Here is a 20145-nt window from a genome sequence, read left to right as displayed (position 1 = left end):
GTCGTCAGCCCTGCTGGAACAGCTCCGCCGGGAGTGGTTTCAGCAGGGCGTACAGGTCGTCCGTGATCGGGCGGTCCCAGGCGGCGATGGTCACGAGGACGCCGTCGCTGCGGTCGAACTGGACGCAGGAGATCCGGCTCTCGGAGAGCTTGAGGCGGCGGACGATCAGCAGGTTGTCGCCTTGGAGGACCGGCATGTCCTCGGTGCCGACGACGGTGACGTCCTCGTCGTTCTCCAGCGCGAGCAGGAGCTGGCCGACCTCGAAGGGGACCTCGTTCTCCGCGACCTCGCGGGCCGGGGAGCCCTCGGGGAGGTTGCCGATGATCATCGCGGGGCCGCGGCCGCCGAAGAGGTCGTAGCGCAGGAAGACGCCCTGGCAGGTGCCGTCGGGGGCGGGCAGCAGCCCGGCGCCGAGGTTGCCGGGCCAGTCGCCCGGGTCCATGGCCAGTACGTCGAAGTCGGGGCCGGCGGGAGTGGCGCTGCGGCGACGGAGGAACGACATGCGGTCCATGGTACGGGTCGGCGGCGCCGGGCTGGGCCGAAGGCGCCGGGGCAGGTGGCGGTGGTGCGGTGGGGGCGGCGCCGTTGTGGCTGTTCGCGCCCGCGCGGCGGAGCCGCATATCAGATACAGCCCCGCGCCCCTTGGCATGCCGGCCCGGCGTCTGCTACAGAGCCGCCGCCTCCGTCGCCACCAGCTTGGCTCGTGCCTCGTCCGCCAGGCCGTCCGCCCCGCACCCCTCCGCCGTCTCCAGGCCCCTGCGAAGGTAGTCGGCGTCCTGGAGTTCCGTGCCCAGGGCTACCAGCGCGCAAGCCAGTTCGTAGGCTGCCGGAGAGCGTTCCAGGTGGGTCACCGCCTCCTTCAGGTAGGTCAGGCGGGCGGGGCCCGTCGTGACCTCCGCCGCGGTGCGCAGGGCCTGGCCGATCGCCGAGGGGGCGCCGAACTGGCGGGCGCGGCCGACCGCTTCCAGGGCCGTGGCAAGGGCGCGGTCGGGTGTGTCGTGGCTCTCGGCGCGGGCCAGATGGAGCTGCCAGGGGCACCACGCGGGGTTGCGGATACCGCGTGGTTCGAGGCGGCGGCCCGCGGCCGCCAGCTCGGCCGCCGCGTCCTGGGTGAGGCCGCGGGCGAGGAGCAGCTCGCCGTACACCGTCTGGGCGTCGGGGAAGACCACGGCCGCCGGGAAGGGCTCGTGGAAGGAGTGGTCCTCCGCGATCCGGGTGGCCTCGTCGGTACGGCCGCGGGCGAGCAGGGTCTGCACGAGCGTGCCGACCGCGTACCAGTGGGCGGGGGTGCCGGGGCCGACCCGTTCGGCGAGGCGCAGCCCGGAACGGACCAGGTCCTCGGCCTCGGCGAGGCGGCCGCGCCGGTAGCGGACATAACCGTGGAGGGTGTAGGCGAAGGAGAGGTGCGCACCGCGCCAGCCCTGGCGTTCGAAGTCGGCGGTGCCGGTGGCGAAGAGTTCCTCGGTGCGGTCGGGCCGGTCCGCGTACATGAAGGCGAGGGCGACCAGGACGGGCACCTCGAAACCGCGGTCCGACTCGGCCCAGCCGAGGCCGCCGGCGAGGGCGCGCTCGGCGTGGCGAAGCGCGACCTGGGCGGGTTCGCCGCGCTGGACCGCGTCCCAGGTGCGCAGGCCGATGATGTACCGCTCGGTGAGGTCGCGGCCCTGGAGCCGGTCGGCGAGCCGGGCCAGCCGGCGGGAGCGGGAGGGGTGGTCGGGTTCGTCGGCGCGGAAGGCGTCCCACATGAACTGTTCGGAGAGCATCCGCAGCCGGACCCGGGCGTCGCCGGTCACCCGGATCTCCCGGGCGAGGATCTCGGAGGCCTCGGCGAGCCGGTCGCTGTGGGCGAGCACCTGGGAGAGGCGGTAGACGATGTTCTGGCGCAGCCCGGGCTCGGCGATGGGTTCCGCGAGGGCCGCGCGCAGGTGGTTGACGGTGGTGGCGGGTTCGGTGAGCAGGGAGGCGCTGCCGAGTTCGTAGAGGACGGCGGCGCGGTCCTTGGCGGGCGGCGGCTCGCGCAGGGCCCGGGCGAGGTAGCGGCAGGCGGCGTCGGGGGCGCCGGCCCGCAGGGTCTCGCCGGCGGCGGCACGCAGCCGCTGGACGACCCAGGGGTCGCCCTCGGGGTGGGTTTCCAGGAGGTGGCGGGCGGCGGTGGCGGCGCCCTGGCCGTCGTCGGTGACGCACCAGGCGGCCTGGCCGTGCAGGGCGACCCGGACGCCGGGCGGGATGGCCCGGTAGACGGCGGTGGCGATCAGCGGGTGGACGAACTCCAGGGTCTCGGCGCCGGTGAGGACACGGACGCCGCGCAGGGCGTCGGCGGCGTCGGCGGCCTCCTCCTGGCCGAGGCCGGCGACGGCGGCGGCGAGCGCGGGATGGATCTCGGTGCCGAGGACGGCGCAGGCCCAGGCGAACCGGAGGGTGGAGGGGCCGAGGCGTTCCAGCCGGGCGATCAGGCCGCTGCCCTTGACGGCGGCGGCGAGGTCGCGCAGCAGGGGTGCGCCGGCCTCGGTGGGGTCGAGGCCCCGGTCGGAGACCTTGGCGGTCAGTTCGACGGTCTCGAAGGGGTTGCCGGCGGTGACGGCCCAGCACTCGTGGCAGAAGGCGTCGTCGGCGTGCGCGCCGAGGCTCTCGCGGACCAGGCCGGCGACGGCGTCGGCGCTGAGCGGTTCCAGGTCGTGCGGGCGGCCGCCGGCCCGGCTGGGCAGTCCGCGCAACGACTCGGCGTGGTCCGGGAGTTCGTCGGGCCGGTAGGCGACGACGACGAGCAGCGGGAGTTGCTCGGCGCGGGGTGCGAACGCGGCCAGCCAGCCCAGGGATTCGGGGTCGGCCCAGTGCGCGTCGTCAAGGACGAGGACCATCGGCGCCTGGCGCACCACGAGGTGGGTGAGCACCCAGTCGAGGCCGTCGCGCAGGCCCTGCTGGTCGGGCGGGGCGCCCTCGGTGGGGGCGCACAGACCCAGGGCGGGGCCGACGATGTCGTACCAACTGCCCAGTGAGGCGCGGAGTTCGGCCTCCGGTGCGCCGGCGAGGAGGGGTTGCAGGAGCTGGCGGGCGACATGGAAGGCGACGCGCTGTTCCTGGTCGCCGCCACGGGCGGAGAGCACGGTGCAGCCCTGCGCGGCGGCGCGGCGGCGGACCTCGGCCAGGAGCGTGGTCTTGCCGATCCCGGCGCGGCCGGCGAAGGCGAGCAGTGCGCCGAGCTGCCGGTCGGCCGGTGCCGCGCCGATCGCGTTGAGACCGGTGAGTTCGGCCAACGCCTCGTCGACGACGGCGAGTTCACTCTCACGTTCGTAGAGCGTCCGTCGGTTCCGAAGGACCCGCTGTCCCATGACCACCCCCTGCCACGGTGATGCGCGAGCGCGGGGAGCGGGCGCGCACCGTGGCTTGCAGGCAGCTCAGCGTACGCCCGATGAGTGTGATCCGCTCCCTACTGACGGTTACTGACCCAAGGGGCTTGACAGGACACTTCAGGACTCTTCGGACGGCGGCGGGATCACCGCGATCGGGCTCGCCGCGTGCAGCAGGACGGCCTGGGTGACCGAGCCGATCATGCGGGCCGGGGCGAGCAGGCGCCGTCGATGCCGTCCGACGACGACCAGTTCGGCGTCCTTGGAGGCGGCGACCAGGGCGCCGGCCGCGTCTCCGGGCAGCGCGAGGGCCTCGGCGGGCACGTTCGGGTGCTCCTTTAGGTGCGGGGCGAGAAAGCCCTCGGCCAGGGTGCGGGTCTCCTGTTCGACCTCGTCCTGGTCGACGGTCGGCGGGGCGAGCGCTCCGGCCGTGGCCCAGAACTGGACCGGCCACGGGTAGGCGGCGATCACCTGGAGCCGGGCGCCGCGCCGGGCGGCCTCCGCGAAGGCGAACGCGAGGGTGGCGTCGTCGGGGCTGTCCACGTCCACGCCGACGACGACCCGGGGCCCGGACCGGGCGGGGAACTCGTCGGGGACCTCGCGCCCCGGCCTGGGTACGACGACCACCGGGCACCGGGCGTCACGGGCGGCGGCCATGCCGTTGGACCCCAGGATCAGGCTGGCGAAGCCGCCGCGGCCCCGGGAGCCGAGCACCAACAGCTGGGCGTCGGAGCCCAGTTCGGGCAGCAGCGCCGACGGGGCGCCCTCCATGGCGACGTACTCCACGGCCGGTCCCCCGGCGTCGGCGGCCAGCCGGTCGCCGACCTCGTCGAGGACGGGGTCGCCGGCCGTGTCGGGCTCTCCGGCGACCATGACGTCCGGCTGTCCCCAGGCGGCGTACTGGCGCACGTGCACCACCCGCAGCGGCGCGTCCCGTCGCCGGGCCGCGTCGAGGGCCCAGTCCAGGGCGCGCAGGCTGTCGTCCGACCCGTCCACCGCGGCGATGACCGGCGCAGTGCTCATCGTTGCTCACCTCCGGAATACGACCTTCCGTGTCCGGGGCCAGCCTGTCTCAGGCGGCGGCCCCGGAAAGGCGCTGCTGGTCACGTGTCCGGAAATCCTTGCGGAACACCCCCCGGTTCACCTCTCTGCCGCAGAGCCCGGGGGAGCGCTCAGGTCAGGTCGAACTCGCCCTCCCGGGCCCCCGACACGAAGGCGCCCCATTCGGCGGGGGTGAAGATGAGGGAAGGGCTCTCCGGGCGGCCGCTGTTGCGCATCGCGATGAATCCCTCGACAAAGGCGATCTGGACATCCCCCCGGCCACGGCTGCTGGACTGCCACTCGGCCTCGCTGAGGTCCAGCTCCGGCTTGTCCCAGCCCAGTACCGACTGCTGCTGGATGGTGCTCTCGGCCACGTCCGTGCTCCTCCCGAATTCGTCGTCCGCGGCCAGCCTAGCTTTCGGTTCCGGCACTCAACAGGCCACGTGACGGGGTCCTTTCACGAGTCGGGTGCCGCGGCGCCGACCAGCCACATCGAGAAGAACTGGGAGCCGCCGCCGTAGGCGTGCCCGAGCACCTTGCGGGCGCCGTCCACCTGGTGTTCTCCGGCTTGGCCGCGGACCTGGAGGGCGGCCTCGGCGAAGCGGATCATGCCGGAGGCGCCGATCGGGTTGGTGGAGAGCACTCCGCCCGACATGTTGACGGGGAGGTCCCCGTCGAGTTCGGTGACGCCCGATTCGGTGAGTTTCCAGCCTTCGCCCTCCGCGGCGAAGCCGAGGTTCTCCAGCCACATGGGCTCGTACCACGAGAACGGTACGTACATCTCGACGGCGTCGATGTCCCGGCGCGGGTCGGCGATCCCGGCCTGCCGGTAGACGTCGGCCGCGCAGTCCTTGCCGGCCTGCGGCGAGACGGCGTCCTTGCCGGCGAACAGGGTGGGTTCGCTGCGCATGGCGCCGCCCAGCATCCAGGCGGGCGGCTTCGGGGAGCGCGCAGCTCCGGCCCGGTCGGTGAGGACCATGGCGCAGGCGCCGTCGGAGGAGGGGCAGGTCTCCGAGTAGCGGATCGGGTCCCACAGCATGGGGGACGCCTGGACCTTCTCCAGGGTGATGTCGTGCTCGTGGAGGTGGGCGTAGGGGTTCCTGAGCGCGTTGCGGCGGTCCTTGTAGGCGACCAGCGAGCCGACGGTGTCGGGGGCGCCGCTGCGCCGCATGTAGGCCCGCACATGGGGGGCGAAGAAACCGCCCGCGCCCGCCAGCAGCGGCTGCTGGAAGGGGATCGGCAGGGACAGTCCCCACATGGCGTTGGACTCGGACTGCTTTTCGAAGGCGAGCGTGAGCACCGTGGGGTGGACGCGGGCGGCGACGAGGTTGGCGGCGACGAGCGCCGTGGAGCCGCCGACGGACCCCGCCGTGTGGACCCGCAACATGGGTTTGCCGACCGCCCCCAGCGCGTCCGCCAGGTAGAGCTCGGGCATCATCACGCCCTCGAAGAAGTCGGGCGCCTTGCCGATGACGACGGCGTCGATGTCGGCCCAGCCCAGCTCGGCGTCGTCGAGGGCGCGTCGCGCGGCCTCCCGGACCAGCCCGGCGATCGACACGTCCCGCCGGGCCGCCACATGCTTGGTCTGGCCGATCCCTACGACGGCCACGGGCTCCTTGCTCATCGCGGATCCCCTTCCTGAGAGGGGCTCTCCAACGGATCCCCTTCGAGTACGGCGACCAGGTTCTGCTGCAGGCAGGGCCCGGAGGTGGCGTGGGCGAGGGCACGGTCGGAGTCGCCGCGGTGGATGCGGGCGGCGGCCTCGCCGATGCGGATCAGCCCGGCGGCCATGATCGGGTTGGCGGCGAGGGCCCCGCCGGACGGGTTCACCCGTACGTCGTCGCCGAGCCGCAGCGCCCTGCGGAGCACGACCTCCTGCGAGCTGAACGGCGCGTGCAGTTCGGCGGTGTCGACGGGCCGTTCGAAGGCGCCGGCCCGTTCGGCGGCGAGCCGGGCGGACGGTGCGTCGGTCAGGTCGCGGACGCCGAGGCCGTGCGCCTCGATGCGGTGGTCGATGCCCCGGATCCAGGCGGGCCGGGAGCACAGCTCGCGGGCCCGCGCCCCCGCCGCGAGGATCACCGCGGCGGCCCCGTCGCCGATGGGCGGGCAGTCGCCGGTGCGCAGCGGCCGTACCTGGTAGTCGCCCTGCGGTACCGAACCCCGGAGCTGGGCGTGGGAGTTGGTGCCGGCGTCGGCCCGGCTGCGGGCGCCGACCGCAGCCAGCGCGGGCTCGTCGGTGTGGCCCGCGTCGATGAGGGCCTGCGCCTGGAGCGCGGCGAGGGCGACGGAGTCCGGCCAGAGGGGGGCCACGTAGTAGGGGTCGAGCTGGCGGGTGAGCACGTCCCGGACGGAGCCGGGTGAGGACTTGCCGTACGAGTAGACGAGGGCGGTGTCGGCGTCCCCGGTGAGCAGCTTGGTCCACGCCTCGTACAGCGCCCAGGCGCCGTCCATCTCGACGTGCGACTCGGAGATCGGCGGCCAGGCACCGACGCCGTCGAGGGCGAGGGTGAAGGAGAAGGCACGGCCGGCCAGGTAGTCGCTGGAGCCGGAGCAGGTGAAGCCGATGTCGGCGGTGCGCAGCCCGGTCTGTTCGAGGACGTCGTGCAGCACCGGCATGAGCATCTCCACCTCGGAGAGCTCCTCGCTGGTGCGCCGGTGGTCGGTCTGCGCGAAGGCGACGACCGCGATGTCCCGCGTCGGTGCGGTCACAGCAGCTCCTTGTATGTCTCGTAGTCCGCGTCGGGTTCGCCGGTCGGCCGGTAGTGGTCGGGGTAGCGGGCCCCCTCGGTCCACACCGGCTCGACCCTGAGGCCCATCCGCACCTGGTCGTAGGGGATGCCCCCGATCCGGCCGTGCAGGGCGAGGCCGGCGCCGTCGAGGGCGATGTGCCCGTAGACGTACGGCACCTCGATGTCGAGGTTCTTCGCCTTGATGTTGACGATGCAGAAGGTGGTGACCGTCCCCCCGGGACCCACTTCGACCTGTTCCTCCGTGGCCACCCCGCAGGTGGGGCAGGCGCCCCTCGGCGGGACGTACACCTTCCGGCAGGAGGGGCAGCGCTCGCCGTAGGTCCGCCGGGTGGACAGGGCGTCGATGTAGGCGGACTGGGCGCGGCCGGGCGAGTAGGTGTAGTCGAGGCGGGCGTGGGCGACGATGCCGTGCACGGCGTCGTCGAACTCGCCGCTGTGGCCGGTCGGTTCGGCCGCTTCGCCGTCGTACGGTTCGAAGCAGGCGATGTCGGTGATGGCGCCCGACCGTTCCGCGGCCCAGCGGACGCGGACGCGCATGCCGGTGCGGACGGCCTCGGGGCCGGGGGCGTCGAGGGCGTGCAGCAGGGCGGTGTCGGCGCCGTCGAGGCGGACCAGGACCCAGGCGAAGGGGGTGCCGAGGGGCTGGCCGCGGCGGGGTTCGTGGTTCCAGGCCCAGGTGGTGACGGTGCCGGTGGGGGCGACCTCGACCAGGTCGCGGATCTCCTCGGCGGTGACGGGGTCGTACTCGACGGGCGGGACGAGGGTGCGGCCGTCGCCGGTCCGCACGCCGAGGACGACGCGTTCGCGCAGTCCGGTGAGGAAGGCGCTCTGGACCGGGCCGAGGGAGCGGGTGAAGGGGAACTCGACGACGAGGGGGGCTTTGAGGACTTCGGGCATGGGGGCTGCCTCCTTGAGAAGGTCGGTGTGTCGCGCCCCCGAAGGGGCGCGGGGCGCGCGCATCTGCGGCTCCGCCGCGCGGGCGCGACCAGCCACACACGGCCCGCGGCGTCCGACGCACCCCGGGTATCACTCGCGCTTGTAGACGGCCGGTCGCTTCTCCGCGAAGGCGCGAGCACCTTCCTTCGCATCGGCCGTGTCGAAGATCGGCCACCCACGCTTCAGCTCCGACGCGAGCCCGTCGGTCTCCGTCATCTCCGCGGTCTCGTACACCGACGCCTTGACCGCCTCGACCGCGAGCGGCCCGCACGCGTTGATCTGTTCGGCGATCTCCAGGGCCTTGTCGAGCGCGGTGCCGTCCGGCACGACATGGCCGACGAGTCCGACCGCGGCGGCCTCCTGGGCGCTGTACGGCCGTCCGGTGAGCAGCATCTCCAGGGCGTGGGTGCGCGGGATCTGGCGTTGCAGCCGGACCGTGGAGCCGCCGATCGGGAAGAGCCCGCGTTTCACCTCGAAGAGCCCGAAGGTCGCGGACTCGCCCGCGACCCTGATGTCGGTGCCCTGAAGGATCTCGGTGCCGCCCGCGACGCAGTAGCCCTCGACGGCGGCGATCACCGGTTTGCGCGGGCGATGGTGGCGCAGCATCGCCTTCCAGTGCAGGTCCGGGTCTGCTTTCAGCCGGTCGCGGAGGTGCTCGCCCGCCATGCCCTGTCCGGCCAGTGCCTTGAGGTCCATCCCGGCGCAGAAGGCACCGCCTGCTCCGGTGAGCACGATCGAGCGGACCTCGTCGTCCTTGTCGGCCTCGATCCAGCCGTCGTAGAGGCCGACGAGCATGGAGATCGAGAGCGCGTTCTTGGCCTCGGGCCTGTTGAGCGTGAGCACCAGTGTGGCGCCCTCGCGCCGTACGGTGAGGTGTTCTGTCCCACCCATGGACCTCTCCCCTCTGCCGGAACGAGAACAGGTTGCAGTAGGGCGGGAGGCACTTCAAGGGTTTTCTGACAGACAGTCAGATTTCTTAGCGCGAACCCTTCCCACTTGCCGCGCCCTTTGCTCTGATGACCGGCGAACCGACAAGTGCGCCTTTCTTCGCCATGGTTGCCGGGGTCAGGAGGAGCGGTGGAGTACAACCTTGCCGATCTGTTCGAGTCGGTCGTCGACGTGGCCGCGGACCGCGAGGCGCTCGTCTACCTCGACCACCCCGGCACGGGTGCGGAACGCCGGCTGACCTACGCGGAGCTGGACGCGGCCGCCAACCGCATCGGCCACCATCTGGCCGACAGCGGGATCCGCCCGGGCGAGCATCTCGGGCTGCACCTCTACAACGGGGTCGAGTACCTCCAGACGGTACTCGGCTGCCTGAAGGCGCGGGTCGTGCCGGTCAATGTCAACTACCGCTATGTCGAAGACGAGTTGGCCTACCTCTACCAGGACGCCGACCTGGTCGCGCTGGTCTTCGACGCGGAGTTCGACGACCGGGTGGCGGCGGCGCTGCCCCGGGCCCCGAAGCTGCGCCACCTGGTGCGGGTGGGCGAGGCCGAGTCGGGCCCGAAGGCCCTGTCCTTCGCGGAGGCCGAGGCGGCGGGGTCGCCCGAGCGGGGCTTCCCGGCGCGCTCGGCGGACGACCAGTTCATCATCTACACCGGCGGCACCACCGGGATGCCCAAGGGTGTGATGTGGCGTCAGGAGGATCTGTTCTTCGCGGGGCTGGGCGGTGGCGCGCCGACCGGTGAGCCGGTGAAACGGCCGGAGGAGCTGGCGGAGCGGGTCGCGGCGGGCGGCACGGGGATCACCTTCTTCCCCACTCCCCCGCTGATGCACGGCACGTCGACGCTCACGACTTTCATCGGCTTCAACTTCGGGCAAAGGGTGGTGATCCACCGCCGGTTCGTGCCCGAGGAGGTACTGCGGACCGTCGAGAAGGAGAAGGTCACCAGCATGTCGCTGGTCGGCGACGCGATGCTGCGCCCGCTGATCGACGCCCTGAAGGGACCGATGAAGGGCACCGACTGCTCCTCCATGTTCAGTGTCTCCTCCTCCGGCGCGATCCTCTCCGAGACAGTGCGCCGGCAGTTCAGCGAACTCGTCCCGAACTGCATGCTGCTGAACAACTTCGGGTCCTCCGAGTCCGGCTTCAACGGCACCGCGACCAACGACTCCGGGGCCGGCAGCCGGTTCCGCGTCCGCGTGAACTCCCGTACACAGGTGGTCGATCCGGCCACCCACGAGCCGGTCGCGGTGGGCGAGATCGGCCGGGTCGCGCAGAGCGGCCATGTCCCGCTCGGCTACTACAACGACCCGCGGAAAACGGCCGAGACCTTCTTCGCGAAGGACGGCCGGCGCTGGGTGCTCCTCGGCGACATGGGCACGGTCGACGAGGACGGGGTCGTCACGGTGCTCGGCCGGGGCTCGCAGTGCATCAACACCGGGGGCGAGAAGGTGTACCCGGAGGAGGTCGAGCAGGCGCTGAAGTCCCATCCGGACGTGTACGACGCGCTGGTGGCCGGGGTGCCGGACGCCAGGTGGGGCAACCATGTGGCGGCCGTGGTGCAGCTGCGCGAGGGCGCCGGCCGGCCCTCTCTCACGGACATCCAGGCCCACTGCCGTACTCAGCTGGCCGGATACAAGATCCCCCGTCAGCTGGTGATCGCCGAGTCCATCCAGCGGTCGCCGAGCGGCAAGGCGGACTACCGGTGGGCACGGGAGGTGGCGGTGGCCGCCGACCGGTAGGACGCGCGTGTGCCACCGCGGCGGGGCGGCCCGGGGGCCGTACTCTGTGCGCACGATTCGATGTGGATCATGCGCACAGTGTTACGACGACCGCTCGGAAGGACCTCCGGTGTCGCACCCAACGCCTCCTCAGTCGCCGGACACCGAAGCCCCGTCGAAGGCCCCGTCCGCCCAGGCCGGGCCCGGCGGTGACGACGGCCGGCGGCGGAGCCACCGGCCTCTCGCCCGGGGGGTCACGGTGGGGACGACGGTCCTGGCCGCCGCTCTGCTGCTGGGCGCGCTGGCGCTGCCGAACCGGCTCGACCTCCTCACGCCGCCGGCGTTCCTGCGGATCCCGGTCGAGGGGATCGTGCTCGCGGCCGTACTGGTGGTGCTGCCCGGGTGGGCACGGCGGGCCACGGCGGTGGTGGCGGGCGTACTGCTCGGGGTGATGACGCTCGTGAAGTGCCTGGACATGGGCTTCTACTCGGTGCTGCAACGCCCCTTCGACCTGGTGCTCGACTGGATCCTGCTGGACGACGCGGCGGACTATGTGGGCGAGTCGTTCGGCCGGACCAGTGAGGTGTTCGCGATCGCCGGAGCGCTGCTGCTCGTCGTGGCCGTGCCGGCCCTGACCGTCCTCGCCACGGTGCGGCTCGCCGACCGGATGGCACGCAGTCGGCTTCCCGCGGGCCGTACCACTCTGGTCCTGGCCGTCGCCTGGGTCACCTGTGCGACTTTCGGCCTCCAGGTGGGCGGTGCCCCCGTCGCCTCGACGCCGGCCGCGCAGCTGGTGGACGAGCGGGTGCGGGCCGTCCGCGCCGGGCTCGCCGACGCGCGGGTCTTCGAGGCGGAGGCCGCCGTCGACGCCTTCGCCAGGACGCCACCGGACCGGTTGCTCACCGGCCTGCGCGGCAAGGACGTGCTATTGACGTTCGTCGAGAGTTACGGCCGCACGGCGATCGAGGACCCGGCGATGGCCCGGCAGGTCGGCGCGGTCCTCACGGAGGGCACCGCATCCCTGAAGGCGGCCGGTTTCGACGCGCGCAGCGGCTGGCTGCGGTCGCCGGTGCTCGGGGCGGGCAGCTGGATGTGCCACGCCACGCTGCTGTCCGGGCTGTGGATCAACAACCAGCAGCGCTACCGCCACCTCGTCTCGGGCGACCGGATGACCCTCAACAAGTACTTCCGCAAGACCGGTGCGTGGCGCACGGTCGGCGTCGTCCCGGGCGTCCGCCGCGCCTGGCCGGAGTCCGGGTTCTTCGGCCTCGACCGCTCCTACGACTCCACCCAGCTGGGCTACCACGGCCCGTACTTCAGCTGGAGCCCGGTCCCCGACCAGTTCACGCTGGAGGCCTTCGAGCGCCTGGAGTTCGGCAGGAAGAACCGGCGCCCGATGATGGCGGAGATCGTCCTCGCCTCCAGCCACCAGCCCTGGGCGCCCCTGCCCCGCATGGTCGACTGGAAGGACCTGGGTGACGGCTCGGTCTTCGGGCCGATCCAGCGGGCGGGCAAGGTTCCGGCGGAGGTCTGGAAGGACACGGAGAGCGTGCGCACCGAGTACCGGGTCTCCGTGGAGTACTCGCTGCGCGGTCTGATCGGGTTCATGCGGCGCTACGCCGACGCGAACACGGTCCTGGTGTTCCTCGGCGACCACCAGCCCCGCCCGGAGGTCGTCGCGGGCAGCCCGCGCCGGGACGTCCCGATCACGATCGTCGCCCATGACCCGAAGGTCCTGGACCGGGTGGCCGACTGGGGCTGGACACCCGGTCTGAAGCCGGCCGGGGACGCCCCGGTCTGGGCGATGAACCAGTTCCGCGACCGCTTCCTCAAGGCGTTCGGACCACGGAACTGATCCCGGCCCAGGAGTCCGGGAAACGGGCCCCACGCGTGCGGGCGGCGGTGTCAGGCGCTCGCGCCCGGCTTGGTCACCCGGAACGCGAACTGGCCGCAGAACGTGAGCTTGCGCAGGTTCACCAGGGCCGTGTGCCGTCCGCTCTTGCGTGCCCAGGTGTCGATCTCCGTGTTGAGCGGCGACTCCGTCTGCCAGAACCGGCCGTACTCCTTCTTCCGCGAGGAGTGGTAGGTGCGCATGATCAGGGTCACGCCGTCGAGCGAGGGCCGGATCTCCTCCAGAGCCAGCCCGGCCTCCTCCACCAGCACCCGGAACCCGTACGGCGTGTAGTTCCACAGGCTGAAGGAGTGGTAGGGCTCGAACTGGGAGGTGCTGCCGATGAACAGTCCGCCCGGACGCAGCACCCGGCCCACCTCGGCGAGCAGTTCTCTGGGCCGGGCGACGTGCTCGAAGACCTGGTGCGAGTAGATCAGCGGCAGCGCGTCGGAGCGGAACGGCATGTTGACGCCGTCGAAGTACACCACCGGGTCGCCGCCGGGCGAGCGCTGCGCGGCTTCCGGGGAGTCGCTGATGTCGAGCCCCACCCACCGCACGTCCGGGGCGTGCCGGCGGAAGAGCCCGGCCGAGGTGCCGCGCCCGCATCCGAGGTCGACCACCCGGTCCGGTGCCCGCGACGAGCTCATGGCCTCGTCGAGGTAGTAGCGGGAGGTGACCTGGCGGGCGTGGTCGTCAGGGATGCAGTCGTGCATGAGTTCCCACAGGGTCGCCATGCGCCCACGCTACGGAGGCACCCGTGCCTCAGGCCGCATCCAGGCGGGGGGTCGGGACAGCCGTCATCCCTTGGGGCGAACGGGGCGGCGCGGACGGCTGTGCCGGGCGGCCGATCCCGGACAGGTCGTAGACGGCCACGCTGTTGCGGTCGGCGACCGTACGGCCGAGCGCGTGGTACGGCCACAGTCCCCCGGCCTGCCGTCGGCTGCGCTCGTTCCACTCCAGGGCCTCGGTGCGGCGGGCCCGGAAGAAGTTGAGGGCGTAGCCGCCGGAGTGGATCCGCAGCAGGAAGAACCCGCTGGGGTACTCCTTGGCGGCGCCGACCTCCTGCAGGGTCACCTGGGGGGCGAGGGGCACCCGCGTGCGCTTGTTGCGGTGGGTGTGGCCGGCGTGGTGGAGGAACACGCCCGGGGCGGCGGCATAGGCCCGCAGGATCGCGCGGGCCTGGCGGCGGCCGAGGCGCTGCCCGGGGCTCACCGGGAAGAGGGCGTCCCGGACGGTGAGCGGATGGTGTCCGAAGACCACGGTGGGCTGTTCCCGATGGGCCCGCAACCGGCGGCGAACCAGGACAGCTGCTCGGCGCCGAGGCCGCCCGCGTCACCGCCGTTGCCGCGCTTGTCGTAGGTGTCGAGCCCGATGATCCGCAGCCCGCCCACGTCGTGCTCGAAGTAGCCGGGACCGTCCGGCGTACCGAACGCGCGGCGGAAGGTGTCGCCCTCCTCGGCGCTGCGGTCGTGGTTGCCGCGGACCACGAAGTAGTCCCGCCGATGGGTGCCGAAGCCGTCCAGGATCCCTCTGGCCTCCGCCAGGTCGCGTGGTCCGCCGCCTGCGGAGATGTCACCGGCGGCCAGCAGCAGCTCGGCCCCGCGGCTGCGGGCCTCGTCCACCACGGCGCGGGTCATCAGCTCCGGGTAGGCGGTGCGCCCGGCCCGCTGTGCCACGCCGCGCAGGAAGCGCACGCCGCCCACCAGACCGGCGACGGTCTCGCCGATGTGCAGGTCGTTGCAGAGGGCGAGGGAGAGCAGGTGGCGGCCGGGCGGGGGCTGGGGGGGTGGTGAAGGAGTAGGGGCCGCCGGGCGAGCCGAGGCCGTGCCGGGAGGTGCCGGCCGCGTTGCCGCGCACCAGGTGCAGCGCGGTGGGTGTGGCGGCCACGCCCCGGGAGCGGGCCTGGTAGTAGTACGTCTGGCCCGGCTCCAGGCCGGTGAGCTCGACATGGTGGTGGGCGGTGGGCCGGTCCTCGCCCGCGGTGCGGTTGAGGCGGGCCGGATGGGTGCCGTAGACGACCTCGCCCTCCGTGACGGCGGGCAGCATACGGCGGGTGCCGTCGTCGGTGCCGGGCAGCGCGGTGTGCCAGGTGATGACGGCGCGGTCCTCGGTGAGGGTGACCAGTTCCAGGTGGACGGCGGCGAGGGAGCGGGGGTGCCGGGGCGCGGGGGCGGTGGCGGACCTGAGCAGGGCGGGTGCGAGCAGGAAACCGGAGCGCAGCATCTCGCAGGGGCCGGGGATGCCCGCGAGTGCGCCGAGGGGGACGGGGAGGCAGCAGCGCATGTCTGCTATGTGCACGCAACCGGTGAACGGCGGACGTGGTGCCGGAAGCCGCGCAAGGTATGGAACCAGACGTCTTGGGTCCTCACGAGACCTCACCGAACCGCTCCCGCAGCTCCCGCTTCAGGATCTTCCCGCTGGCGTTGCGGGGCAGCGCGTCCACGAACAGCACCCGCTTGGGCGCCTTGAAGGCGGGGATCTTCTCCTTCACATGGGCGATCAGCTCGGCCTCGCCGACCTCGCCGCGCGCCACGACGATCGCGGTGACGGCCTCGATCCACCGCTCGTCGGGCAGGCCGATCACGGCGGCCTCGGCGACGGCCTCATGGGTGTAGAGCGCGTCCTCGACCTGGCGGGAAGCGACCAGTACGCCACCGGAGTTGATGACGTCCTTCACCCGGTCGACGATGGTGAAGTAGCCGTGGGCGTCGCGCACCGCGAGATCGCCGGAGTGGAACCAGCCGTCCCGGAAGGCCTCCTGGGTCTCCTCGGGCTTCTCCCAGTACCCCTCGCACAACTGCGGTGAACGGTAGACGATCTCACCGGGCGTGCCGTCGGGCACGTCCTCGCCGTCCTCGTCGACCACCCTCGCCTCCACGAACAGCACCGTACGGCCGCAGGAGTCCAGCCGCCCCTTGTGTTCCTCGGGCGCCAGTACGGCGGCCAGCGGCCCGATCTCGCTCTGCCCGAAGCAGTTGAACAGGGCCAGTTTCGGCAGCCGTTCGCGCAGCCGTTCCAGGACGGGCACCGGCATGATCGACGCCCCGTAGTAGGCCTTGCGCAGTCCGCCCAGGTCGCGCGCTGCGAAGTCGGGCCGGTTGGACAGCCCGATCCACACGGTGGGCGGCGCGAAGAGGCTGTCCACGCGCCCGGCCTCGATCAGGTCGAAGAGGGTGTCGCCGTCCGGGCCGTCCAGGACGATGTTGGTGGCGCCGACCGCCAGGTAGGGCAGCAGGAACACGTGCATCTGGGCGGAGTGGTAGAGCGGCAGCGCGTGCGCGGGCCGGTCCCCGGCGCTCAGGTCGAGGGCGGCGATCGCGCTCAGGTACTCGTGCACCAGCGCCCGGTGGGTCATCATCGCGCCCTTGGGCAGGGCGGTGGTCCCCGAGGTGTACAGCAACTGCACCAGGTCCTCGGTACGCGGTTCGGGACCGTCGTACGGCGGCGCGTCCGCGAGCCGGGCGAGGAGCGAGCCGTCGGCGTCCCGCAGCGGCAACGCCCTCGCCCCGTCCGGGAGCCGGCCGGCGAGACCCGGGTCGGCGAGCACCAGCGAGCTGCCCGACTGGCCGACGATGTAGGCGAGGTCGTCGCCGGTCAGGTTCTGGTTGACCGGCACGTGCACCAGGCCGGCCCGGGCGCAGGCGAGGAACGCGATCAGGTAGGCGTCCGAGTTGTGCCCGTAGGTGCCGACCCGGTCGCCGCGGGCGAGGCCCTGGTCGAGCAGGACGCTCGCCGCCCGGGAGACCGCGTCGTCGAGTTCCCCGTACGTCCACCGGCGCTCGCCGTACTCCAGCGCCACCCGCGCGGGGGTGCGCCGGGCGCTGCGCCGCAGCACCCCGTCAACCGTGCTGCCCTGTCCCTGCGTCATGACTCATGATCCTCGGCCCGTCGCCGGGAGAGGTCAAGCACCACGGAACCGCACCCGCACCCGAAGGCGCCCAACCGCTTTGTCCCGCAACGACGTTGGGAGACTCAGATGCGCACCACCCGCACGAGACGGCTGCTCGTCGCAGCCGTCGCCCTGCTCACCGCATCGGCCGCGTTACCGGCCGCCGCGGCCGAGCGGCCCGCCCGTCAGGACCGTCCCTCGCACGGCGGTCTGTCCGCCGTCATCCGCTACACCGAGTACGGCATCCCGCACATCCTCGCCGAGGACTACGCCGACCTGGGCTTCGGCACCGGCTGGGCGCAGGCGGCCGACCAGGTCTGCACCCTCGCCGACGGCTTCACGACCGTACGCGGCGACCGCTCGCGCTTCTTCGGTCCCGCCGCCGCCACCGACCTCTCGCTCTCGTCGGCCGGGGACAACCTCTCCAGCGACCTCTACTTCCGGGGCGTACGGCAGTCCGGCACGGTGGCGAAGCTGCTCGCCGAACCGGCGCCGCTGGGCCCGAGCCGGCAGGTGGAGGACCTGATACGGGGGTTCGCCACCGGATACAACACCTGGCTCGCGAAGCACCGGATCACCGACCCGGCCTGCACGGGCGCCGCCTGGGTGCGGCCGGTCACCACGCTGGACGTGGCCACCCGCTACTACGCGCTCTCCGTGCTGGGCGGCCAGGGCGGCGCCGTGGACGAGATCACCGGGGGGAAGGACATCCTTTCGTACCCGGCGCTGGAATCCGTCCGAGTGCACGAAAGCTGAGCGAGTGCGTCCCGTTCCTCATGGGGCGGGACCGCACGGGAGTGATACGGGGAAATCCCGGTTGCCGCGTATCGCATCAACAGTCGTCCAGACCAGGGGGATTCTGCTTCAACGTGCTCCCGTGCGCCCCTTTGGAGAAAGGTTTCGGGAAACCGAGGAACGTGAAACCTGGGCAGGACTCGTCTCGGACGTTCAACCCGAGACAGGTTCACTCATTTCACGTGTAGCACCGGGCAGGAGGTTTCCATGAACCGCGCTGTGCCTGAACAAAAACGAACATGGACGACAGGTACTGCTCCCGGCATATTCCCTCTCATCGGCCACGGTATCGCCTTCTACCGTCGGCCGCTCGCGTTTCTGAATTCTTTGCCCGCACACGGGGATCTGGTCGAGATACGGTTGGGCCCCCAGCGTGCCTGGATGGTGTGCCACCCGGAGCTGACCCACGAGGTCCTCATGGATCCGCACACCTTCGACAAGGGGGGCCCGCTCTACGACCGGCTCGGCAGTCTGATGGGCGACGGCCTCGTCACCTGCCGCCAGCCGGCCCACCGCGACAAACGCAGGCTGCTGCAACCCGCCTTCCGCCCCTCCCACGTCGCCGCCTACACGGACCTCGTCACCGAGGAGGCCGAGTCGGTGTGCGAGGCCTGGCAGGCGGGCGGGACCGTGCCCGTCACCGAGGCGATGATGACCCTCACGACCCGCGTGATCAGCCGGGTCCTGCTCTCCGACTCGCTGGACGACACGACGACCGCCGAGGTGCGGGACTGTCTCGCGGACGTCGTCCGCGGCCTGTTCCTGCGCACGGTCGTCCCGGTCGACCTCCTCTTCCGCGTCCCGACCCCCGCCAACCGCCGCTATCGGCGCGCCCTCTCCCGCCTGCACGCGATCATCGACACGGCGATCGCCAGGCGCCGGCTCGGTGCCGACCGCGACGACGTGCTCGGCGCACTGCTGGCGGCCGCGCGCGGCACCGACGGGACTGCGGCGATCACCGACCAGGAGATCCACGACCACCTGATCACGCTGCTGCTCACCGGTGCCGAGACCTCGGCACTGGCGCTGGCCGCGGCCTTCAGCCTGCTGGCCCGCAACCCCGAGGCGGAGCGCCGTCTGCACGCCGAGCTCGACGCCGTCCTCCCCGACGGCCGCCGGCCCGGCCCCGACGATCTGCCGCGCCTGGTCCAGACCCGGTGCGTCGTCTCCGAGACGCTGCGCCACTCCTCGCCCGGCTGGCTCTTCACCCGCGTCACCACCCGGGCGACGGAACTCGCCGGGTGCCGGCTGCCGGCGGGAGCCACCGTGCTCTACAGCCCCTACCTCCTGCACCACGATCCGTCGTGGTTCCCCGACCCCGAGCGTTTCGACCCCGACCGCTGGCTGCCGGGGCGGCCCACCACCGCACAGCGCCGCGCGACGATGCCGTTCTCCGCGGGCAACCGCAAGTGCCTCGGCGACGAGTTCGCCATGGTCGAGGTCACCCTGGCGCTCGCGACCATCGCCGGCCGCCGGCGCCTGCGCCATCTGCCCGGCGCCGCCGAACAGACACCCCGCCCCGCGATCACGCTGGGCCCGCGCTCCCTGGTCATGGCCTGCGAAGCCCGTTCCCGCATGCCGTCCGGCGCGACGCCCCGCGCCGACTCCCCCGCATCCCGAGCCGTAGCCACCCCTCGCGCCTCGGACTCCCGAACGGCAGGTGATCACGTTGTCGGCAACACATGAGGACATCACGGTCGGTGTCCTGGACGAAACCCCGGTCGCCAACCTCCGCGACCTGATCGACACCCACCTCCACATGCCCTTTCCCTTCCAGCGCAACCCCCATGAAGCCGAGGCCGCCGCCGGCGTCGACGCCTGGCTGAGCAGGTGGGGTCTGACCGGCGAACCGGGTGTGGCGGCGATGATCGCACGCACCCGGCCGGCCGCGCTCGCGTCCTACACCAGCCCGGCGGTGGATTGCGATCTCCTCCAGATCGTGGCCAATCAGATCGCCTACCAGTTCGTTTTCGACGACCTGGCGGAGGACGTCGGTCGGTGCTCTCCGGGCAGGCTGCTGCCCATGCTGTGCGAGAGCGTCGCGATCCTGCGGGACGACCAACCGCCCAGCACTCCCCTCGGAGCGGCTCTGGCCGATCTCCACCGACAGGTCCGGGAACGATGCACACCGGCACAGGCCGCGCGGTGGGCCTGGAAGAGCCGCGAATACGTGCACGGGCTGCTGTACGAAGCGGTGGCCCAGGACAACCCCTTCCTCCTGCGTTCCGCGGATTGCACCTCCATACGGTCACTGACCGCGGGAGTCGAGCCGTTCTACCCGCTGTACGAGGCCGCCCAGCCGCTCGAAGTGCCCCTTGCCGAACTTCACCACCCCGTTGTGGCGCGACTCAGCCGGCTGTCGGCAGACGCGGCCGTGTGGACGGCCGACCTGTTCTCCGCTGTGAAGGAGCAGCGTGCGGGCGAAATGATCAACTTGGCCCTGGCGCGCCAGCGCGAACACCGATGCTCTCTGCAGACCGCCGTCTTCCTGGCAGTTCAGCAGATCAACGGCACGGTCGAAGAGTTCCTGGAACTCCACCAGGCCGTCGAACCGGAGTTGAGCGCCGCCGGTATGGGCTACGTGGAGGGCATGATCGGCTGGATCCGCGGGTGTTACCACTGGTCCCGTACCGTGCCGCGGTACTCGGATGTGGCCTCGGTACCCGCCGTGCCCTAGAGTCACCGGCACGCTCTGGTGACAGCGCAATCGGAGATGTCCATCCAGCCTCCCGTACCCACTGGCCGGGCATTCTCCCCTCCACAGTTCATGATTCACCCTATAGTGCTCAATCCGGCCTACCGCACCTCGACGAGGCGTACGCTCGGCTG

Annotated in this window: 16 protein-coding genes and 2 pseudogenes; 5 read left to right on the top strand and 13 right to left on the bottom strand. The window is 72.0% G+C overall.

What is annotated here, in order from left to right; translation table 11 throughout:
* Positions 1 to 4: 4 nt before the first annotated feature.
* The 8 genes from ACGFZQ_RS13345 to ACGFZQ_RS13310 form a co-directional block, all read right to left on the bottom strand.
* A complete protein-coding gene (locus ACGFZQ_RS13345) occupies positions 5 to 502 on the bottom strand; it encodes a hypothetical protein (protein ID WP_351737765.1) in 498 nt (165 codons plus the stop codon).
* Between the two features lie 163 nt (positions 503 to 665).
* Positions 666 to 3329, bottom strand: a complete 2664-nt coding sequence (locus tag ACGFZQ_RS13340; protein WP_393840457.1) for an ATP-binding protein — start codon at positions 3327 to 3329, stop codon at positions 666 to 668.
* A gap of 138 nt (positions 3330 to 3467) precedes the next feature.
* Positions 3468 to 4370, bottom strand: a complete 903-nt coding sequence (locus ACGFZQ_RS13335; protein ID WP_393840456.1) for a universal stress protein — start codon at positions 4368 to 4370, stop codon at positions 3468 to 3470.
* Between the two features lie 149 nt (positions 4371 to 4519).
* Positions 4520 to 4762 (bottom strand): DUF397 domain-containing protein, encoded by a 243-nt coding sequence (locus ACGFZQ_RS13330; protein WP_351707479.1) that lies wholly within the window; start codon positions 4760 to 4762, stop codon positions 4520 to 4522.
* Between the two features lie 83 nt (positions 4763 to 4845).
* The gene (locus ACGFZQ_RS13325; protein WP_393840455.1) at positions 4846 to 6012 is read right to left on the bottom strand and encodes a thiolase domain-containing protein; all 1167 of its coding nucleotides are present in this window, start codon (positions 6010 to 6012) and stop codon (positions 4846 to 4848) included.
* Positions 6009 to 7097, bottom strand: coding sequence for a thiolase domain-containing protein (locus ACGFZQ_RS13320; RefSeq protein WP_393840454.1), 1089 nt, complete (start codon positions 7095 to 7097; stop codon positions 6009 to 6011). The genes ACGFZQ_RS13325 and ACGFZQ_RS13320 overlap by 4 nt, the downstream gene beginning before the upstream one ends.
* Positions 7094 to 8035 (bottom strand): Zn-ribbon domain-containing OB-fold protein, encoded by a 942-nt coding sequence (locus ACGFZQ_RS13315; protein ID WP_393840453.1) that lies wholly within the window; start codon positions 8033 to 8035, stop codon positions 7094 to 7096. The genes ACGFZQ_RS13320 and ACGFZQ_RS13315 overlap by 4 nt, the downstream gene beginning before the upstream one ends.
* Before the next feature lie 129 nt (positions 8036 to 8164).
* Complete coding sequence (locus ACGFZQ_RS13310; RefSeq protein ID WP_393840452.1) at positions 8165 to 8965, bottom strand: crotonase/enoyl-CoA hydratase family protein; 801 nt, start codon at positions 8963 to 8965, stop codon at positions 8165 to 8167.
* Positions 8966 to 9151: 186 nt separating this feature from the next.
* On the opposite strand from ACGFZQ_RS13310, the gene ACGFZQ_RS13305 reads away from it, so the two are divergent.
* Together ACGFZQ_RS13305 and ACGFZQ_RS13300 are read left to right on the top strand one after the other, a co-directional pair.
* Positions 9152 to 10762 carry an acyl-CoA synthetase gene (locus ACGFZQ_RS13305; RefSeq protein ID WP_351737780.1) on the top strand — a complete coding sequence of 537 codons (1611 nt, stop codon included), beginning with the start codon at positions 9152 to 9154 and terminating at the stop codon, positions 10760 to 10762.
* A gap of 238 nt (positions 10763 to 11000) precedes the next feature.
* Complete coding sequence (locus ACGFZQ_RS13300; RefSeq protein WP_393840451.1) at positions 11001 to 12596, top strand: sulfatase; 1596 nt, start codon at positions 11001 to 11003, stop codon at positions 12594 to 12596.
* Positions 12597 to 12646: 50 nt separating this feature from the next.
* Here the strand turns inward: ACGFZQ_RS13300 and ACGFZQ_RS13295 are convergent, their stop codons facing one another.
* The 5 genes and pseudogenes from ACGFZQ_RS13295 to ACGFZQ_RS13275 all read right to left on the bottom strand — a co-directional run bounded on the left by ACGFZQ_RS13295 (position 12647) and on the right by ACGFZQ_RS13275 (position 16500).
* On the bottom strand, positions 12647 to 13366 hold the full coding sequence (locus tag ACGFZQ_RS13295; protein WP_393840450.1) for a class I SAM-dependent methyltransferase: 720 nt from the start codon (positions 13364 to 13366) through the stop codon (positions 12647 to 12649).
* Between the two features lie 28 nt (positions 13367 to 13394).
* On the bottom strand, positions 13395 to 13892 hold the full coding sequence (locus tag ACGFZQ_RS13290) for a hypothetical protein (RefSeq protein ID WP_393840449.1): 498 nt from the start codon (positions 13890 to 13892) through the stop codon (positions 13395 to 13397).
* On the bottom strand, positions 13841 to 14581 hold the full coding sequence (locus ACGFZQ_RS13285; RefSeq protein WP_393840448.1) for a metallophosphoesterase family protein: 741 nt from the start codon (positions 14579 to 14581) through the stop codon (positions 13841 to 13843). The genes ACGFZQ_RS13290 and ACGFZQ_RS13285 overlap by 52 nt, the downstream gene beginning before the upstream one ends.
* A pseudogene (locus ACGFZQ_RS13280) lies at positions 14532 to 14855 on the bottom strand (fibronectin type III domain-containing protein); the annotation flags it as partial. The gene ACGFZQ_RS13285 and the pseudogene ACGFZQ_RS13280, both read right to left, overlap by 50 nt.
* Before the next feature lie 142 nt (positions 14856 to 14997).
* Positions 14998 to 16500, bottom strand: a complete 1503-nt coding sequence (locus tag ACGFZQ_RS13275; protein ID WP_393840447.1) for an acyl-CoA synthetase — start codon at positions 16498 to 16500, stop codon at positions 14998 to 15000.
* Positions 16501 to 16608: 108 nt separating this feature from the next.
* On the opposite strand from ACGFZQ_RS13275, the pseudogene ACGFZQ_RS13270 reads away from it, so the two are divergent.
* The 3 genes and pseudogenes from ACGFZQ_RS13270 to ACGFZQ_RS13260 all read left to right on the top strand — a co-directional run.
* A pseudogene (locus ACGFZQ_RS13270) lies at positions 16609 to 17226 on the top strand (penicillin acylase family protein); the annotation flags it as partial.
* Between the two features lie 297 nt (positions 17227 to 17523).
* Entirely contained in the window at positions 17524 to 19002 is a 1479-nt protein-coding gene (locus ACGFZQ_RS13265) for a cytochrome P450 (RefSeq protein ID WP_393840446.1), read from the top strand.
* Entirely contained in the window at positions 18977 to 19993 is a 1017-nt protein-coding gene (locus ACGFZQ_RS13260; RefSeq protein ID WP_393840445.1) for a (-)-alpha-amorphene synthase, read from the top strand. Before ACGFZQ_RS13265 ends, ACGFZQ_RS13260 begins: the two co-directional genes overlap by 26 nt.
* Positions 19994 to 20145: the final 152 nt, after the last annotated feature.

Source organism: Streptomyces sp. NPDC048254 (assembly GCF_043201895.1).
In the GTDB taxonomy this organism is placed as follows: Bacteria; Actinomycetota; Actinomycetes; order Streptomycetales; family Streptomycetaceae; genus Streptomyces.
The sequence above is the reverse complement of the archived record's forward strand: the minus strand, read 5'-3'. Positions and strand labels throughout refer to the sequence as shown.

Excerpts from the sequence above, each read along its gene's own strand:
- ACGFZQ_RS13315 (WP_393840453.1), bottom strand. The coding sequence starts at position 8,035 with ATGCCCGAAGTCCTCAAAGCCCCCCTCGTCGTCGAGTTCCCCTTCACC.
- ACGFZQ_RS13340 (WP_393840457.1), bottom strand. The coding sequence starts at position 3,329 with ATGGGACAGCGGGTCCTTCGGAACCGACGGACGCTCTACGAACGTGAG.
- ACGFZQ_RS13310 (WP_393840452.1), bottom strand. The coding sequence starts at position 8,965 with ATGGGTGGGACAGAACACCTCACCGTACGGCGCGAGGGCGCCACACTG.
- ACGFZQ_RS13345 (WP_351737765.1), bottom strand. The coding sequence starts at position 502 with ATGTCGTTCCTCCGTCGCCGCAGCGCCACTCCCGCCGGCCCCGACTTC.
- ACGFZQ_RS13265 (WP_393840446.1), top strand. The coding sequence starts at position 17,524 with ATGAACCGCGCTGTGCCTGAACAAAAACGAACATGGACGACAGGTACT.
- ACGFZQ_RS13295 (WP_393840450.1), bottom strand. The coding sequence starts at position 13,366 with ATGGCGACCCTGTGGGAACTCATGCACGACTGCATCCCTGACGACCAC.
- ACGFZQ_RS13285 (WP_393840448.1), bottom strand. The coding sequence starts at position 14,581 with ATGTCGAGCTCACCGGCCTGGAGCCGGGCCAGACGTACTACTACCAGG.
- ACGFZQ_RS13325 (WP_393840455.1), bottom strand. The coding sequence starts at position 6,012 with ATGAGCAAGGAGCCCGTGGCCGTCGTAGGGATCGGCCAGACCAAGCAT.
- ACGFZQ_RS13275 (WP_393840447.1), bottom strand. The coding sequence starts at position 16,500 with ATGACGCAGGGACAGGGCAGCACGGTTGACGGGGTGCTGCGGCGCAGC.
- ACGFZQ_RS13335 (WP_393840456.1), bottom strand. The coding sequence starts at position 4,370 with ATGAGCACTGCGCCGGTCATCGCCGCGGTGGACGGGTCGGACGACAGC.